Annotated in this window: 14 protein-coding genes and 4 tRNA genes; 11 read left to right on the top strand and 7 right to left on the bottom strand. The window is 42.5% G+C overall.

The features are described 5' to 3' along the window. Positions 1–63: 63 nt before the first annotated feature. The 4 genes from AC0J5Y_RS01015 to hemA all read right to left on the bottom strand — a co-directional run bounded on the left by AC0J5Y_RS01015 (position 64) and on the right by hemA (position 4,327). A complete protein-coding gene (locus tag AC0J5Y_RS01015; protein ID WP_475131128.1) occupies positions 64–483 on the bottom strand; it encodes a DUF6691 family protein in 420 nt (139 codons plus the stop codon). A 75-nt stretch (positions 484–558) separates the two neighbouring features. Beyond that, on the bottom strand, positions 559–996 hold the full coding sequence (locus AC0J5Y_RS01010) for a YeeE/YedE family protein (protein WP_475131127.1): 438 nt from the start codon (positions 994–996) through the stop codon (positions 559–561). A gap of 228 nt (positions 997–1,224) precedes the next feature. After that, positions 1,225–2,361: an aminotransferase class V-fold PLP-dependent enzyme gene (locus AC0J5Y_RS01005; RefSeq protein WP_475131126.1), complete on the bottom strand. Its 1,137-nt coding sequence runs from the start codon at positions 2,359–2,361 to the stop codon at positions 1,225–1,227. 571 nt (positions 2,362–2,932) lie between these two features. Continuing rightward, complete coding sequence (gene hemA, locus AC0J5Y_RS01000) at positions 2,933–4,327, bottom strand: glutamyl-tRNA reductase (RefSeq protein WP_475131125.1); 1,395 nt, start codon at positions 4,325–4,327, stop codon at positions 2,933–2,935. A 712-nt stretch (positions 4,328–5,039) separates the two neighbouring features. Between hemA and AC0J5Y_RS00995 the strand changes: the two genes are divergently transcribed. The 10 genes from AC0J5Y_RS00995 (at position 5,040) to AC0J5Y_RS00950 (ending at position 14,080) form a co-directional block, all read left to right on the top strand. Continuing rightward, positions 5,040–6,959: a tetratricopeptide repeat protein gene (locus AC0J5Y_RS00995; RefSeq protein ID WP_475131124.1), complete on the top strand. Its 1,920-nt coding sequence runs from the start codon at positions 5,040–5,042 to the stop codon at positions 6,957–6,959. A 184-nt stretch (positions 6,960–7,143) separates the two neighbouring features. After that, complete coding sequence (lolB, locus tag AC0J5Y_RS00990) at positions 7,144–7,782, top strand: lipoprotein insertase outer membrane protein LolB (protein ID WP_475131123.1); 639 nt, start codon at positions 7,144–7,146, stop codon at positions 7,780–7,782. Between the two features lie 96 nt (positions 7,783–7,878). Next, on the top strand, positions 7,879–8,847 hold the full coding sequence (gene ispE, locus AC0J5Y_RS00985; protein ID WP_475131122.1) for a 4-(cytidine 5'-diphospho)-2-C-methyl-D-erythritol kinase: 969 nt from the start codon (positions 7,879–7,881) through the stop codon (positions 8,845–8,847). Between the two features lie 167 nt (positions 8,848–9,014). Next, positions 9,015–9,090, top strand: a tRNA-Gln gene (locus tag AC0J5Y_RS00980). A gap of 243 nt (positions 9,091–9,333) precedes the next feature. Then, positions 9,334–9,409, top strand: a tRNA-Gln gene (locus tag AC0J5Y_RS00975). A 110-nt stretch (positions 9,410–9,519) separates the two neighbouring features. Then, positions 9,520–10,467 carry a ribose-phosphate pyrophosphokinase gene (locus tag AC0J5Y_RS00970; RefSeq protein ID WP_372844875.1) on the top strand — a complete coding sequence of 316 codons (948 nt, stop codon included), beginning with the start codon at positions 9,520–9,522 and terminating at the stop codon, positions 10,465–10,467. 528 nt (positions 10,468–10,995) lie between these two features. Then, positions 10,996–11,670, top strand: coding sequence for a 50S ribosomal protein L25/general stress protein Ctc (locus AC0J5Y_RS00965; RefSeq protein WP_475131121.1), 675 nt, complete (start codon positions 10,996–10,998; stop codon positions 11,668–11,670). Between the two features lie 160 nt (positions 11,671–11,830). Continuing rightward, entirely contained in the window at positions 11,831–12,412 is a 582-nt protein-coding gene (pth, locus tag AC0J5Y_RS00960) for an aminoacyl-tRNA hydrolase (protein WP_011512556.1), read from the top strand. 99 nt (positions 12,413–12,511) lie between these two features. Further along, positions 12,512–12,892: an aspartate 1-decarboxylase gene (gene panD / locus AC0J5Y_RS00955; protein ID WP_011279481.1), complete on the top strand. Its 381-nt coding sequence runs from the start codon at positions 12,512–12,514 to the stop codon at positions 12,890–12,892. 210 nt (positions 12,893–13,102) lie between these two features. Beyond that, a complete protein-coding gene (locus AC0J5Y_RS00950; RefSeq protein WP_475131120.1) occupies positions 13,103–14,080 on the top strand; it encodes a calcium/sodium antiporter in 978 nt (325 codons plus the stop codon). 90 nt (positions 14,081–14,170) lie between these two features. On the opposite strand, the gene AC0J5Y_RS00945 is transcribed toward AC0J5Y_RS00950, so the two are convergent. The 3 genes from AC0J5Y_RS00945 to AC0J5Y_RS00935 all read right to left on the bottom strand — a co-directional run bounded on the left by AC0J5Y_RS00945 (position 14,171) and on the right by AC0J5Y_RS00935 (position 15,357). After that, positions 14,171–14,833 carry an RDD family protein gene (locus AC0J5Y_RS00945; RefSeq protein WP_475131119.1) on the bottom strand — a complete coding sequence of 221 codons (663 nt, stop codon included), beginning with the start codon at positions 14,831–14,833 and terminating at the stop codon, positions 14,171–14,173. A gap of 174 nt (positions 14,834–15,007) precedes the next feature. Continuing rightward, a tRNA-Arg gene (locus AC0J5Y_RS00940) sits at positions 15,008–15,084 on the bottom strand. Between the two features lie 183 nt (positions 15,085–15,267). Continuing rightward, positions 15,268–15,357 (bottom strand) — tRNA-Ser (locus tag AC0J5Y_RS00935). 247 nt (positions 15,358–15,604) lie between these two features. Here AC0J5Y_RS00935 and AC0J5Y_RS00930 point away from each other — a divergent pair. After that, complete coding sequence (locus tag AC0J5Y_RS00930; RefSeq protein ID WP_475131118.1) at positions 15,605–16,405, top strand: hydroxymethylpyrimidine/phosphomethylpyrimidine kinase; 801 nt, start codon at positions 15,605–15,607, stop codon at positions 16,403–16,405. Positions 16,406–16,627 lie beyond the last annotated feature (222 nt).

Here is a 16,627-nt window from a genome sequence, read left to right as displayed (position 1 = left end):
TCAGTCTAACGAATGTCAGCTGACCTTTTTATTTAGGTTAATATGGTAAAAGCACACTATTTATCAATTAAGTTTAGGCTCAAGCCATTGATAAACTAGCATGCCGACTATCATCGCAGGAATAAAGACATAAGCCTGCCATTGTCCTGTGCCGAGCAGCACGATACCAGGACCTGGGCAAATACCCACCAAACCCCAACCGATACCAAACAACATCGCACCGATTAGCAGTTTTTTATTAATCACTGTTTTAGTTGGCATATCGATTGACGTGCCAATCCAACTGGTCTGTTGACGCTTGGCTAATTGGACACCAACGATGGCAACTATTAAGCCGCCACCCATTACTAATGCAAGGGAGATATCCCATGCACCAAAGACATCCAAAAAACCCTGTACTTTAACAGGATCAGTCATGCCTGAGATTAATAACCCAATACCAAATAGCAGACCTGCCAGTAACCCAATTATATTTTTTAGCATTATTGTGTCTCGCACTTCATTCGTGGATATAAGCTTTTATGAATCATATTCAACGTTGTCTTAGCAATATGTTGTTTAAATTAAGCCCAAGAGATGTCGACCAATATAAACCGTCACAATACCAAATAACATAAAGGTCACTGTCGCTGCCATCGACCGTGGCGACAGTCGCGCATTACCACAAATACCATGTCCGCTGGTACAGCCTGAACCCAAACGCGTCCCAAAACCAACCAGCAATCCTGCGCCAATAAGTAATGGCAAAGAGGTGCTAATCTCTATATCAGGCAACGGTCTAAATAAACTATGTAATAATGGCGAGAGGATCAGACCTGCAATAAATAACACCTGCCACATCTCGACGCGCTTGGGTTTAAGAAGACTTGAGAAAATACCACTAATACCCGCAATACGACCAATGCCCAATAGCAAGATAACGGTCGCTACACCTAGCATCAGCCCGCCTACCAAGGAGATCGGCGTAAAGGCTTGCCAGTCTATTTGTATACCCATAATGATTACCTAAGCTGATTTTTTACTAAAAATGGTTTTATATCTTCAATTGAGTTTAACAATGATATCTTACTACACATTAATTTATATAAATACATTATATCATAAAACATAATGAAAAAGTAAAAAAATACTGAACATTGCGTCACGCATTGCTCAGTATCTGTTTATTTGATGGCTGACTGGCTTAGTAAATATAGTCGTTAATAAACGAGTCAGCCTCTCAAATCATTTTGCTAAGACTGCATCAAGCGCTTTTTCAAAACGCTCTACCGCGCCGTCGATATCGGTCAATTTATCCAAACCAAATAGACCTAAACGGAACGTTTTGAAGTTCTCAGGCTCACCGACTTTTAACGGTACGCCAGCAGCGATTTGCAAGCCGGCTTCTGCAAAAGCACTGCCTTTATGGATGTCATCACGGTCGGTATAAGATACGACAACACCTGGAGCTTGAAAACCTTTGGCAGCAACGCTTTCAATACCTTTATCTGCCAGTACCTTACGGACGCGGTTGCCAAGCTCCCATTGTGCATCACACAATTTATCAAAGCCAATATTTTTTGCTTCCAAGATAGTATCACGGAATTGACGCAAGCTATCGGTTGGCATAGTCGCATGATAAGCGTGACCGCCGTTTTCGTACGCACGCATGATGGTTAACCATTGCTTTAAATCAAGGCTAAAAGAATTAGATTTCGTGGTTTCTACTTTTTTGATGGCAGCGTCACTGAGCATAACCAGACCTGCACATGGTGTGCTACTCCAGCCTTTTTGCGGCGCACTGATGAGCACATCAATGCCCAACTTTTTCATATCTAACCATACGCAGCCTGAAGCGATACAGTCAATAACCAATAAACCGCCAACGCTATGTACGGCCGCGCTTAATGCTTTGATGTAGTCTTCTGATAAGATAATGCCCGACGACGTTTCAACGTGCGGCGCATACACGACAGCAGATTTGTCTGCTTTAATTTTGGCAACGGCCGTTTCGATATCTACTGGCGCAAATGGTTTTGGCGCTTCCGTCTCTTCTGTACGCTCAGCCGTTAGTACCGTGGATGATTTGGCAAATTTTCCTTTTTCTAATATTTGCGTCCAGCGATAGCTAAACCAACCGTTACGGATGATGAGGCAATCTTCATCAATGGTCAATTGACGAGCGACTGCTTCCATACCATAGGTGCCAGAACCTGGAATAATAACCGCGGCTTCAGCGTTATAGACTGTTTTTAGGTTGCTGAGCAAATCATTCATCACCTCTTGGAAGGCTTTTGACATATGATTAAGGGCGCGATCGGTATAAACCACTGAATATTCTAATAAGCCGTTTGGATCAATATCCTGACGTAATGCAGTCATGTGACGCTCCTGTCTGTTGTAATATTTTTTAAGTATGAGTGATAACAAAATCTAGATACTGTCTTAGTCAATTTAGGTCAGCTATTATTTTAATCAAACATTTTTTGACCAACGTAATGTGATAGCCAGATACGTTTACAGATAGCATTCACTAAGTGCGAATATCGAGTAATAATTGAGAATATGACGCAGGGTGGACGATGTAGCACTTTATCCTAGCGCTATTGCCGTTGACGGTGGTATCTTTTACGTCATTGATGTCATCAGATATTGAGTGAAAGCGCTTAAGAGACGCAAACCGTTATCGTTGCTACGCGGCAGTAGGCTGATAACGGTAGTGATTGAAAATGATTGACTGGATAGATAAAATTTAAATAGCAGAAAGACGCTGATGTTGTAACGAATACCGTTCGAGTATCCTATAAACAGTCCCTATTCATCAATCAAGCATCATCACTTAATATTGTCATAACAGCTCGATATTAGCACTGATAATGCAGGTTGACAATGCTATGTTTGCGTTAAAACCATACTGATACAATTTCTTATTTTTAATGATAAAAGGCAACTATCAGTGATTCCGATGGGCGTCTTGTAAACCTGATACGACAAAATCGAGTAACTCATTGTCACCTTCGCGTGCCGCCTTACGCATGAGCTTGGAAGGCGCATGGGTCAAGTTTTGCGTTAAGCGCCGCGCGAGCTCAATTATAATATCTTCAGGGTTAGCACTATCGCTTTGCAGCTCTGCAATAGACGCCTGCAACAGTTTATTTACCTGCTCATGAGTACGCGCGCGATATTGCTGGATATCCTTGCCTACTTGGCGTACTTGAAAGCGGCGATCCATCTCAACCACCAATTGGCTAACGAGCAGCTCAGCGTCTACTGCCGCTTGCCGACGTTGTTCGATATTACCGGCTATCACATGTTGTAAGTCATCGACAGAATATAGATAAACGTCGTCTATCCGGCTGACAGTCGAATCAATATCACGCGGAACCGCCAAGTCAATCATCAGCATCGGCTGATAGCGACGGCTTTTCAGTGCCCGCAACGTCATGGTTTTATCAATCAATATGTCCATGCTACCGCTACAGCTGCTCACAATATCAGCTTCTGCCAATACTTGTGGCAGCTCTTGCAGCGTTCTGACTTCGATCCGGCGATTGGGATTGCGCAGCTCAGCCGCCAACGCTTCTGCGCGTTCAGGATTACGGTTGCAAATAATAATGCGACCGACTCCAAGACCTGCGATATGCGTCGCTACCAAGCGGTTCATCTCGCCAGCAGCTACCACCAGCAAAGTACGACTTGGCAAATCATCAAAGATTTGCGTCACCAGTTTGGCAGCAGCATAGCTAAGTGACACAGCTTGTGCGCCAACTTGGGTCTCATTACGTACTCGTTTTGCCGCTGCAAATACCTGATCGACAATCCAACCTAGCTGATTGCTCAGCGCTTTTTGATCTTGCGCCATATGCACAGCGCGCTTGATTTGACCCAGTATCTGCGGCTCACCCAATATCATAGAGTCAAGACCTGAAGCCACTCGTAGCCAATGGGTTAAGGCATGCGTATCTCGATGGAGATACAAATAAGGGTCAATCTCATCCAGTGATAATTGCTTAAAACCTGCAAGCCAAGTTTTAATTTTTAGGATGTGAGCGCTGATGATAGTCGATGAGAGGTTGGTGCTATTGTTAGCCGTCATACTAGACTCTATAACTGAAGTCTCTACAACTGCTGAGGCTGAATTTGGCAATAATGTGTTTGGTAATAATATGCTTTCTGGGACCAATGCATAAATCTCTGTCCGATTGCACGTGGAGACTATCACACTACCATCGCTAAAGCTTTGTAGCTGCGCAAGTGCGATATTGACCTCGTCACCGACAAGCGCCAAGCGCTCTCGTAGAGCGACTGGTGCAGTTTTGTGATTGACCCCAATGACCACTAATCTCATTATTGACAGACCATAAATATGATATTCACTCGCCAACCAAACACCTTTAGCGGTTTTTAAAAAGATTAAAATCCCGTTTTTCAAAGAAAACTTTCAACAAGATTTCTTTGAAAAACAGTTTTTAATAGGCAACTTTGAAAGTAAAATAATAAAAAGCGCTTATTATATCATTATTGATAGCTTTATTTAACACTCACCTCTATAAGCCAGCATTTTGTCTGTATCTGGGCGCAGTGCTTACAAATCAACTGCGATTACTGGCTTAACATTCAAACACTTGCATATAATTTTACTTAAAGCTAACAATGTTACCCTTAAATTCGGGTGCCGCTATAGTTGATCTACTTTTAAAACAATACAGAACTACTGGGGTTGATTATTCGCAGCCTCTGTCTGCGTAGGCACAGCAAGCAAGAAAAATTAACCCCAGTAGTGATTGATAACATTTGTATTTCTTTTATTTAGGACTGTCAATAGGATAAATTTGCCCTATTGCTGATGCCTGAGTAACACGGCTGCTATTGTGTATCCCTTCATGCTACTCTTATAATGTCTGACATCATTATTCGTCACAGATATCTGTTTTTAAAACGATTATAATACACCCAGCCTTCTATGCTACAAATCCTTTTACTAGGCATAGAAACAAGGTCAGAATAGGTGAATACTGCACGCTATGGTCTTTTTTGGCTCATCATTTAGACTACAATCCATGCATAATGCTCAATCTAGCCTTAGCGCTTTATTGCATGCTCTCATTGAGCGGCTATGCCAACGTTATAAGCTAGCGTTTTCGTTGGCGGTTTGTTTGTGCCTAGGATTCCCTGCCCATGCTGACCATGCCATTGTCTCACCAACCATAGCTTTGCCCAAAGTCTCTCTTGTTGACACTAGTAGTGCCACCATTACCAGAACCATTAATGCCTCTAGTCAAGTTATTAACAGTCACACACCAGTGACTAAAAGTATGGCTAATAAAAATTTGATAACTGATGCCTCGATAACCGAAAGTAGTCCGTCATCTGACCTCAATAAAACAAACGATGAACCAAGCTTGTATGCCTTATTAGATGCAGAATTTTCTGCAAATCGTGATGATACTGAGCGTGCGCTGGTCATCTATAAGCAGCAATCTTTTAAACAAGATGCCACAGCCGTATTTGAGCGCGCGCTGAGCTTATCATTACGTAATGACAAGGTCGAAGAATCTTTACAATTTGCTAAAGCATGGCAAGATGAAAACCCAGACCATGTGCCGGCATGGTTTTATGTTGCTCATTTGGCACTGCGAGCGCACGACTATGATTTGGCAGGCGAAACTCTAAATCGCATCTTGAGCTATGATCCTCGCGCCGACCTTAGCGAAATTCTGATTGGCATTTACCCAAACAGCGATGATGATAAGCGTGAATTACTCGCCGCTCTGCAACCTATCGCCAGTGAACAAAACGCCTCGCTGTCAGTCTTAAAAGCTGGCTTGCTTTATCAATTTAATGAACCTGAGATCGCCATCGTTCATATCAATCGAGCAGTTGAGCGCCAGCCGGATTATGTGCCTTTTATTACCTTAAAAGCAGATATCTTGCGCAAAATCGAAACGCCAGAAGCAGTCATTGAGTATCTCAGCCAAGCACGCTTGCGTAATGCTGACAGTAAGAATCTATACTTGTATGAGATTCGCTATTTGCTTGATTTAAAACAGAACGAGCAAGCGTGGCAGCTGTTGTTAGACGCTCATCAGCGCTTTACCGATGATGCTGAGATTACCTTGTTGGCGGCGCTGGTTAGCTTAGATATTGAAAAATATACTAGTGCCGATCAACTGCTTAATACGCTTGCCAAAAATCCCGCTTATTTAGATCAATCTTATTATTATCGGGGCATCAGTGCCGAGCGTCAGCAAAACTTTGAGCAAGCCAAATACTATCTCAATGCTGTCATGCAAGAGGACTTGGTATTGGAAGCCCGACGAAAAGTAGTCGCATTAGACTTACTCAATAATAATATTGATGCCGCTATCGCAACGCTAGAAAAGCTGCGTAAAGACTTTAGCGTCTTCGCTCCTGATAGCTTTGTGCTACAAGCCGATATCTTATGGCAACAGAATGAATCGGCAGAAGCCTTACGCCTATTAACTAAGGCTGCTCGTAAATACCCTGATAATGAGATGCTGCTTTTTGCACGCGTCCAGCTCCTTGATGATAAAGAAGACTATATCGTCAAGCGTACCTTGCTCAACCACTTGCAAGCGCTTGACCCCAGCAATCCTGCTTATCAGCTGAGTTACGCCCAGTTATTGCTGGCCAATGAGCGTGGTTCTGAGCAAGGATTGGCGTTGGCGATGACGATTATACAAATACGCTACGATAACCCTCGCTATGACAATGAGCTGCACTTGCAAGCCCTCAATGTACTGGCCAGTAATTCATTAGCCAATGAAGACTATCAACAGGTCATCGACTACCTACAAACGCCTTACGATGTGCTCCCTACTTTACGCTCAGGTACGTTGCTATTACGCGCTTATCAAGGCTTAGGCGACAGTGAAAAAGTTGACGATTTACTTGCCGACTTGCAGCAGCGTTTTTCGTTCGGACAAAGCAATATCAGTGACCGTATACAATTGTATTAATAATAAACAATATAATTAATAAGCAGTGGCATAGTGCTTCTCAGCCCTCAAATATTACGTCGTATTATTACAAGTCACTTATAAGAAGCTAACAGCCACGCATAACTGAGTAACAAATAACACTTAAGCTAACCTGCTCTCGAAACAATAATTTTGCAAATTTGTCCATTTTTGAGGAAACATCATGTCTACCCTGCGATCTTTTTATAAACCTAATAAATTGGCCCTATTTGCCGCTATGACAGCAGCAATGGTAGTTACCTCTGGTTGTCAATCTATGAAGACCGCCAACGCGACCAACCAGCCTAGCACAACCATTCAAGGTCAAAACGCTGATCAACCACAGAAACTTGAGAGCTTTAATATTACAGGTAAGATTGGTGTTACAACGGCTGCGAGTGATACAACAGGGGCTCAAGGCGGCAGTGCATTTTATGCATGGGGTCAACAGAATGATCGCTTTGCCATTGAACTCATTGGTGCGCTAGGCATTGGTAAAACCAATATCGAATACAATGGTCAATCTGCGACTTTAGTGAGCGAAAAAACTGGTACTTTGAATGCGGCTGACCCTGAAACCCTGCTTAAAAAAGCCACTGGCTGGCAAGCGCCTATTTCTCAGATGCCTTACTGGATTTCTGGACGCCCAGCGCCTTCAGACAGCGCACCGCAGCTTGATGCCCAAAACCGTCTAATTAGCTCAGTCAATGGCGAATGGCGTGCAAGCTTTAGCTACAAAGGCAATGATAAATTACCAAATAAGATCAGTGCCGTTCAATCGCAAGGTAATAAAGTTATTATGACAATCGATCATCAAAAATAATAGCGCCAATTAGATTTGATCGCCATTGCAAATAGCCATTTTTATAAATGGCTATTTGCATTTTAAAATTGCACCTGAGAATTGTGACCAGCATTTATGATTAAAAACGCTAAGAATTCATCTGTCATCACGCGCTTATCACCAGCAAAGATTAATTTATTTTTGCATATTACCGGTAAGCGCGCTGATGGTTATCATAATTTGCAAACGGTGTTTCGCCTACTCGATTGGGGCGATTATTTGCATTTTTCAGTAGCAAATGAATTAATGATTACTATTGATAGCGTAGCAGACAATGGCGCTGTAGATACTAGTAGCCTGTGTGGTCAGCTGCTCACGCTAAGTGGTGCCGACACCATAACCAGCAGCATAGAGGACAATTTGATCTTTAAGGCGGCTGATGCCCTACTGGCAGCTGCCATAGACTCAAATTCACTCCCTAAGAAACTACCGAAAGTATCAGTGAGGTTAGATAAGCACTTACCTATGGGTGCAGGCTTAGGTGGTGGCTCGTCCAATGCCGCGACGACATTATTAGTTTTAAATAAAATATGGCAGATTAATTTTGATCAAGATAAGCTTATAAAAATTGGCGTAAGCATTGGTGCTGATGTGCCGATATTTATTTTTGGACAAGATGCTATTGCGATGGGCATTGGCGAAGAGCTGACAGCCATTGATTTGCCTGAGCAGCAGTATTTAATATTGACTCCTAATACTCACGCTAATACTACCAAGCTTTTCGCGCACCCCAAGCTACAGCGAGATATCGCTCCGCTATCAATTAAGGCCATTAGAAACCAGACCAATGACTATGTGCAACATTTAAACACCCCTTATCAAAATGTCTTTACGCTAGTGGTCACTAGCCTTGCTCCTGCCGTCGATGAAGCATTACGTTATTTACAAGAGTTAGAGACTCAAGCACTTGGTACAGCACGTATGACTGGCTCAGGTAGCGCGGTATTTTTACCCTTGGATGCAAGTATGGCGACTGATAAGGCGATTTTGGCAAAGTGGGTAAAAGATGCGCCCTGTCCTGCCTACTTAGTTCGCAATTTATGAGTTAGATTTGAGCGATAATGTAAAAATAAGAGGACTATAAATACAGCATAAAAAGTTTTATGAATCCGATACCCGTTTTATTTTTGATCTATTTTTTAATAAAAGCTATAAAAAGGCGCAAATAGCTTGCAAAATCCAAATATTTATTTATAATAGGTCGCCTCAATAGGGGTATAGCCAAGTTGGTAAGGCATCAGGTTTTGATCCTGACATCCGTTGGTTCGAGTCCAGCTACCCCTGCCATTTTTCAGCTCAAAGCATTTGATGTGTACTTATTATAAGCAGTGTATAGACAGCCGCTTATCTTATTGACATTGACAATGTTATCCCAGTTTCGGTATAGTTCGCAATGAACACCGTTAGGGAAAAGTTATATTTTAGACGGTTTTTCCGTTTATCAGATAACGAACAGGTCGTGACGCTATTCTAATAATGACTGTTCAAAAAGTTAATTTTAGATATCGACGTACACAGCCTAGACATTACAGGGGTATAGCCAAGTTGGTAAGGCATCAGGTTTTGATCCTGACATCCGTTGGTTCGAGTCCAGCTACCCCTGCCATTTTATACTGTAATAGTAGTCATCAATACTTTTCACCACTCTTTTCTGAATTTGAGCAGTTTGACACTGCTTAGCGGTCGCTGCTTGAGTCAATCAATAGGACTTCTGTCATGCCTTATTTGGCGATTTTTACGGGCAATGCCCACCCAGAATTAGCAAAAACCGTAGCCGATCATCTCCATATACCTCTTGGTAAAGCTGACATCACGCGTTTTTCTGATGGCGAAATTGCCGTGGAAATCAAAGAGCACGTGCGCGGTAAAGATGTATTTATCATGCAGCCTACTTGTGCACCAACCAATGACAATTTGATGGAAATCATGATGATGGCGGACGCCTTGCGTCGCTCTAGTGCTGGTCGTATTACCGCAGTCATGCCGTATTTTGGTTATGCCCGTCAAGACCGTCGCCCTCGTTCAGCTCGCGTGCCTATCTCTGCCAAAGTCGTCGCTGACATGCTAAACATCGTCAGTATCGATCGCGTAATGACCGTTGATTTGCACTCAGATCAGATTCAGGGTTTCTTTGATATCCCAGTTGATAATATCTATGGCACGCCTGTGCTATTGAACGACCTACAAAAACAAGATTATGACAACCTCATGGTCGTCTCTCCTGACGTCGGTGGCGTCGTACGTGCACGCGCAATGGCTAAGCAATTGGGCGATACTGACATGGCGATTATCGATAAACGCCGTGCCCGTGCCAATGAGTCGCAAGTGATGCACATTATTGGTGATGTCCGTGACCGTGATTGCGTCATCGTTGATGACATGGTCGATACGGCTGGCACGCTATGTAAGGCTGCTGAAGCACTCAAAGCAAATGGCGCACGCCGCGTAGTGGCTTATATCACGCATCCTGTGTTATCTGGTAATGCGCTGAAAAATATCAGCGAATCGGAGCTGGATGAGATTGTGGTTACTGATACCATTCCATTGTCTGATGCTGCCAAAGCTTGTAGCAAGATTCGTCAAGTGAGCATCGCGCCAATGTTGGCTGAAAGCTTACGCCGTATTAATAACGAAGAATCTATCAGCGCGATGTTTGACGCTTAAGAATTATCGTAGATTGAAAAAAGCGCTAAGTTTCATTACTTGGCGCTTTTTTTGTTTAATGATTTTAATTAATGGTTTTGCGCTGTTGTTTGCATATAGTCAGGGAAAAGCAATATCGATACATAACGTACTGCTGATATCAATTTTTCTTGCTTGCTGTGCCGTTGCTGCCAGAGGCTGCAAAAAATTTATACCAGCAGTACCGTAGCGTTTTTAAGGTATTTTAACTATAGCCATTTTACGCAGGTCTTTCTTATTATTAGCTAATCACGTATAATGCGCGCCTGTGCCGACCGTTTTTATGATTTAAGACAGTAGGTATTATTAAAAGTGCTGATCACGTTTAAAATAATGATTTTCTTGATAATTTTTATGAAGGCAATCATTAGGTTAAGCACATGGCTAGATTTGATTATCGGCGTTTATCACGCACGACAAATATTAGCTATCATCACGTATTAGTGGATTGGTCGCAAATCCACTTTTTTATGACCAGACACTTCATCATTTTTTTATAGGATTACATCCATGACTATTAATCATTTTGCATTAAACGCAGTTGATCGTTCTGCTGAGCTTCAAGGTAAAGGTGCGAGCCGCCGCCTACGTAAGCAGAACCTAGTTCCTGCTATCATCTATGGTGGTGGTGAGCAGCCAACAGCTATCTCTATCAAAATCAATGAGCTAGTAAAATCACTTGAATTCGAAGCGTTCTTCTCACACATTTTGACTTTGAATGTCGACGGCCAAGAGCATCAAGTCGTTATCAAAGACTTGCAGCGTCATCCTGCCAAAGGCTTCCCAATGCATGCTGATTTCCAGCGCGTTGTAAAAGGTCAAAAAATTCACATGAATGTTCCTGTGCATTTTACTGGTAAAGAAGAAGCTCCAGGTACTAAAGCTGCTGGCGTTTTGTCAACATTAGTAACGGACATCGAAATCATCTGCATACCATCTCAACTGCCTGAATATTTAGAAGTAGACGTATCTGGTATGGAAATCGGTGATTTGTTCCGTCTATCAGATATCACTCTTCCTGAAGGCGTGGTTATTGCTGAGCTTGAATTAGAAGATGGTCATGACCGTACGATCGTAAACATGATGCCACCGACAGTTGAAGAAGTTGACGCACCTGTTGAAGTTGATGCAGCTGACGTACCTGCGACTGAGCAAGGTACTGACGAAAGCAAAGACGGCGAATAATAAACCAGCTTTACCTAGCGATCTATAGTCCGCTAGGCAATACCAGGTTCATTTAGTCGAAAAAAATAGCAGGTGATGCATATCTCCTGCTGTTTTTGTAAGTAAGGTTTGAGAAATCAGACCTTACCACTTATTTATTATAGACAAGCAGGGTGTTTTTATGGCCATAAAGCTTATAGTCGGTCTGGGTAATCCGGGTCAGGAATATATGTTTACGCGCCATAATGCAGGATTTTGGTTCGTCCTTCATTTGGCTCAGCAGTTTAATATCACTCTCGCCCCCGACAAAAAATTCCATGGAGTGACAGGACGCGGGCAAATTCATGGGCATGACGTACGTCTATTGATGCCGTTGACTTTTATGAATAAATCAGGTCAGTCGGTCGTGCCAATGGTTAAATTTTATGGCATTGATAATGACGAGCTGTTAATTGCCCATGATGAGCTTGATATTCCTGCTGGTAGCATCAAACTCAAAACTGACGGTGGTCATGGCGGTCATAATGGTCTGCGTGACATAACCCCCCATATTGGCAATGACTTCCACCGCCTGCGTGTAGGTATTGGTCATCCGGGTCACAAGTCTAAAGTCAGTGGTCATGTGCTATCAAAAGCTGCGCCAGATGAGCAGATTGCTATTGATAGTGCATTATCTGCTGCTTTTGACGCCCTGCCTTTGTTATTAGGCGGTGATGTCGAAAAAGCACGTTCGCAAATTAATGGTTTTAAATTACCTGAATGAATGGTGTTTCAATTATAATAGCCTTTTATTTTAGCAAGTTAATCCCCATTAACGTTTTGATTTGACTCATTTATATCCGTTACACCAAGGAAGCAATCTATGCTACTTAATATGCTCAAGTGCAAATTACATCGTGCCCGTGTTACTCATGCCGAACTTCACTATGAAGGCTCATGCGGTATCGACGGTGATTTGTTAGACCTTGCCGGTCTGCGTGAAAACGAATCTATCGACATCTATAATGTCACCAATGGCAAACGTTTTCGTACCTATGCTATTCGCGCTGAAGCGGGCTCTGGTATTATCTCCTTAAACGGGGCAGCGGCTCATATGGCAGACTTAGGCGATATCGTTATCATCTGTGCCTATGCCCATTTTGATGAAGTTGAAGCGTCAACGTATCAGCCAAGACTGGTCTATTGCAACGAAGACAATACGGTTAAAGACACCGCAAATATCATTCCAGTACAAGTGGCCTAAGAAAATTATTTAAGAACTTGTTACATAAACTATGAGTAAATACGTGGTCATATGGTTGCCATTTCTGTCAAAATCCCATTAAAATACTTGTACTTATATCGAAGCTGAATCCAGATTGTGATTCAGCTTTTTTTTATGCCATTTTTATATGACATAAGCTTGCTCAAAATCCAATATCTGGTTTGTATCTCTAACGAAGGAGTTATCTAAATGTGGTTAGCAGTTATTGCAATATTGATTGGTCTTGCGATTCTTGTTTGGAGTGCCGACATTTTTGTCGATGGCGCGACCGTCTTAGCAAAAAAACTAAACGTCCCTAGCTTTTTGATAGGTGTGCTGATTTTAGGCGTAGGAACCTCGGCACCTGAAATGGTGGTATCGGTCTTGGCAGCGCTAGAAGGCAGCCCTGATCTGGCATTAGGCAATGCCTATGGCTCAAATATTATCAATATTGCTTTAATTCTGGGCGTCACGGTATTAATCAGTCCCATTATTATTCATAAGAGTATTGTGAAGCGTGACTTACCTTTATTACTATTCATCACCGCTTTATCAGCGTGGCAGTTGCGTGATGGCGTTTTGAGCCAGTCTGACGGTATTATATTGCTAGTAGTCCTGGTGGCGGTATTAGGACTGCAAATCTTTATGAGCTTACGTGAGGGCAATCATGAACATGAAGATGATAACGTGATAGCAGATAGCAGCACTCATTTGCAGCACAGCTTAACTCGTGGATTGGTCAGCTTATTTATTGGACTATTGATGCTGGTTGCTAGCTCACGTGCGATTGTTTGGGGCGCTATTGAATCGGCGACATTTCTTGGCATCAGTGAGCTCGTCATTGGCTTAACGGTGGTGGCGGTTGGTACTTCATTGCCAGAATTGGTCTCAAGCTTATCAGCGGCGCGTAAGGGCGAGCATGATATGGCACTCGGTAACATTATTGGCTCTAATGTTTTCAATACATTAGCAGTGGTGGGACTGGCTGCTATTATTGCTCCGATTAACGCCAATCCCATCGTGTTAACACGCGATATTTTGGTAATGAGTCTGATTACTCTACTACTCTTTGCAATGTGCCTGTTTGCTTTTGTCTCCAAGCACAAATTTGGGCGCGCGTCAGGCGCTACCATGATATTGTTCTTTGTTGGCTACACTGTATGGCTGATCAAAACAGCTAATATGTAGTGTTTACTCTTTAGAGTAGCAAATGCTAAGCCCATGAAAATTTTTAAGCTTAGCTCATTAATACATTGATACATTGATACATTGATAACGTTATTGGTTTTTCTTGCGACTTTTAAAGCCACGCCATAACCCTTCATGCGCTACTTTTGGCATCTTTAGGGTAATGGTGTTGGATAGCATGTCTTGCACCGCTAAGCCGCGACGATTAAACAAGCAAAACACGTAGTTAAATATCAAACCCAAAAAAGCACTGGTTAATAATAAAGCGCGTGAGCCACCGATCAAACTGCCAATAATGCCAAAAAGTAACGGCATCAAACAAGCCGCCAATATCCGTTTAAAAGATTGTCCCCATGTCAGTAAGTGACCTGAGTTATTGACGGTTTTTAATCGCCATGTCTGCATACCTAGCGTTTGCCCACCGCGTCGCCAAAACAACCCATAGAATGCCACCAGCGTCAGTACAAAAGATGGCGTCATAACAGTGTTCTGATACCATGTTGGCAACGACTGTGCTTGCGATGACTGCGTGCCCATCTGCATAGTTAGCAGCGTACCAATCACGGTTAACACCGTCCCTACCAAGAATAACAAGGCCAAAATTAACATACCATCATAGAGAATAGCCACAACGCGAGTCGTTGGCTTGGCAATCGTAGGCTCTTCGTCAGGGATTTGCTGCATAGAGGGATTTCGCTGAGACTTTGACTTAATGGCAGATTTTGACGGGCGTTTAGGTAAACTCTTTGACATGTTACAAGCTCATAACCAGCAATGAATAATAGCGCTATTGTACCGTAATTCAGGTACTTATCGTACACTATACTCAGGATAGTCGATTGGACATGAAGAAATCGCAAACGTAAAAAAACCGCCAAATTGTCATAAGACAGGCGATTGATTTAGTAAATAAGTGATGATGTAAAATGGTGCGCTTGGAGAGATTCGAACTCCCGACCCCTTAGTTCGTAGCCAAGTGCTCTATCCAACTGAGCTACAAGCGCGTACTTTACACATCATTTACTGCCTTGTTAATAACAATTACAGTAAATTAGGTTGGTTATTATATAGATAATTTCGCTTGTGTCAACATCTTTTTTCGTTAAAATCAAATTAATTTTTGATTTGAAAAAACAGAAGATAATTAACGTTATTTTTGCGTGATTACTCTAATAACAACGAATAAATGGCGGTGAAGGAGGGATTCGAACCCTCGATACGCTTACACGTATGGTTCCTTAGCAGGGAACTGGTTTCAGCCACTCACCCACTTCACCTAACGATTTAAGACACTTATCAAAGTATTTTTTATAAAAACACCTCTTTAAACATAGTATTGATGCTAACAATACGTCTTATGCCGTGGGCGAGTATTATAGCAAAGCCAAAACGAATTGCAAGCATTGTCTGTCATTTTAATCATGCTTTTTGCATAATTATCGATTTATCGGTCTTTATGGCTTTTTTGGCAGAGGATGGCTATAGTATTTGCTACTTACTATAAAAGATCTCAAAGGATATGTTATGCGACCAGTCGTATTGTGCTTTTCAGGCTTAGACCCGTCAGGTGGTGCTGGATTACAAGCGGATATAGAAGCCATCGGTCAAGCAGGCGCTCATGCTGCTATCGCTTGTACGGCTATTACCATACAAAACTCACAACAGGTATTTGGCTTTGATGCGTGCGCGGCAAGTTTGGTCAAGGATCAAGCCAGCGCTGTACTTAATGACTTATCTGTCAGTGTCATTAAGTCAGGTATGCTTGGCACCACTGACAATATTGCTATGCTGACGGATTTATTTGCTGATGAGAGTGTCACTAAGGATACACCTTTTGTCTTAGACCCTGTCCTAGTCGCAAATAATGGGGGCAGTTTGGGTGATGAGCAGACGCTGGTCGCAGCCTTTAGACACCTGTTACCCTATGCTACCTTGATTACCCCTAACACTCATGAACTGCGCGCCTTGAGTGCTGAACAAGACTTACATATAGGTGCTCAGAAGTTATGTGCACAAGGCACTCATGCTGTACTGGTCAAAACCTCACACGACTTCGATAGCGGTGATATTGAGCAGTATTTATACATAAAAGGCGAGATGGTACATAAAAGTATCTTACCACGCCTAAAAGGCGAATTTCACGGCTCTGGCTGTTCACTAGCAAGCTTTATCGCCGGGCGCTTAGCGATGGGTGATGGGCTTATCGAGGCGGTAAAGGCGGCGGATAGCTGGATTATCAAAACACTGCGTGCCGCTGATGTACCGCACCCTGAAGATGCTAAAGCGCAATTGATACCCAACCGCTTTGTCCGCTTTTATAGTTAAAATACCTTAAAAACGCGACGGTACTGCTGGTATAAATTTTTTGCAGCCTCTGGCAGCAACGACACAGCAAGCAAGAAAAATTGATATCAGCAATACGTTATATATCGATATTGCTTTTCCCTGACTATAGTATTTAACTTTATATACACGACAAACATGAAAAAGGCGCTCTATCTTTGATAGAACGCCTTTTTGCTTGAATTTTTTATCACACAGTAAATC

It is taken from the genome of Psychrobacter sp. TS_SC_6, assembly GCF_056156305.1.
The sequence above is the reverse complement of the archived record's forward strand: the minus strand, read 5'-3'. Positions and strand labels throughout refer to the sequence as shown.

Coding starts and splice junctions, on each gene's coding strand:
- AC0J5Y_RS01015 (WP_475131128.1), bottom strand. CDS start 483: ATGCTAAAAAATATAATTGGGTTACTGGCAGGTCTGCTATTTGGTATT.
- AC0J5Y_RS01010 (WP_475131127.1), bottom strand. CDS start 996: ATGGGTATACAAATAGACTGGCAAGCCTTTACGCCGATCTCCTTGGTA.
- AC0J5Y_RS01005 (WP_475131126.1), bottom strand. CDS start 2,361: ATGACTGCATTACGTCAGGATATTGATCCAAACGGCTTATTAGAATAT.
- hemA (WP_475131125.1), bottom strand. CDS start 4,327: ATGAGATTAGTGGTCATTGGGGTCAATCACAAAACTGCACCAGTCGCT.
- AC0J5Y_RS00995 (WP_475131124.1), top strand. CDS start 5,040: ATGCATAATGCTCAATCTAGCCTTAGCGCTTTATTGCATGCTCTCATT.
- lolB (WP_475131123.1), top strand. CDS start 7,144: ATGTCTACCCTGCGATCTTTTTATAAACCTAATAAATTGGCCCTATTT.
- ispE (WP_475131122.1), top strand. CDS start 7,879: ATGATTAAAAACGCTAAGAATTCATCTGTCATCACGCGCTTATCACCA.
- AC0J5Y_RS00970 (WP_372844875.1), top strand. CDS start 9,520: ATGCCTTATTTGGCGATTTTTACGGGCAATGCCCACCCAGAATTAGCA.
- AC0J5Y_RS00965 (WP_475131121.1), top strand. CDS start 10,996: ATGACTATTAATCATTTTGCATTAAACGCAGTTGATCGTTCTGCTGAG.
- pth (WP_011512556.1), top strand. CDS start 11,831: ATGGCCATAAAGCTTATAGTCGGTCTGGGTAATCCGGGTCAGGAATAT.
- panD (WP_011279481.1), top strand. CDS start 12,512: ATGCTACTTAATATGCTCAAGTGCAAATTACATCGTGCCCGTGTTACT.
- AC0J5Y_RS00950 (WP_475131120.1), top strand. CDS start 13,103: ATGTGGTTAGCAGTTATTGCAATATTGATTGGTCTTGCGATTCTTGTT.
- AC0J5Y_RS00945 (WP_475131119.1), bottom strand. CDS start 14,833: ATGTCAAAGAGTTTACCTAAACGCCCGTCAAAATCTGCCATTAAGTCA.
- AC0J5Y_RS00930 (WP_475131118.1), top strand. CDS start 15,605: ATGCGACCAGTCGTATTGTGCTTTTCAGGCTTAGACCCGTCAGGTGGT.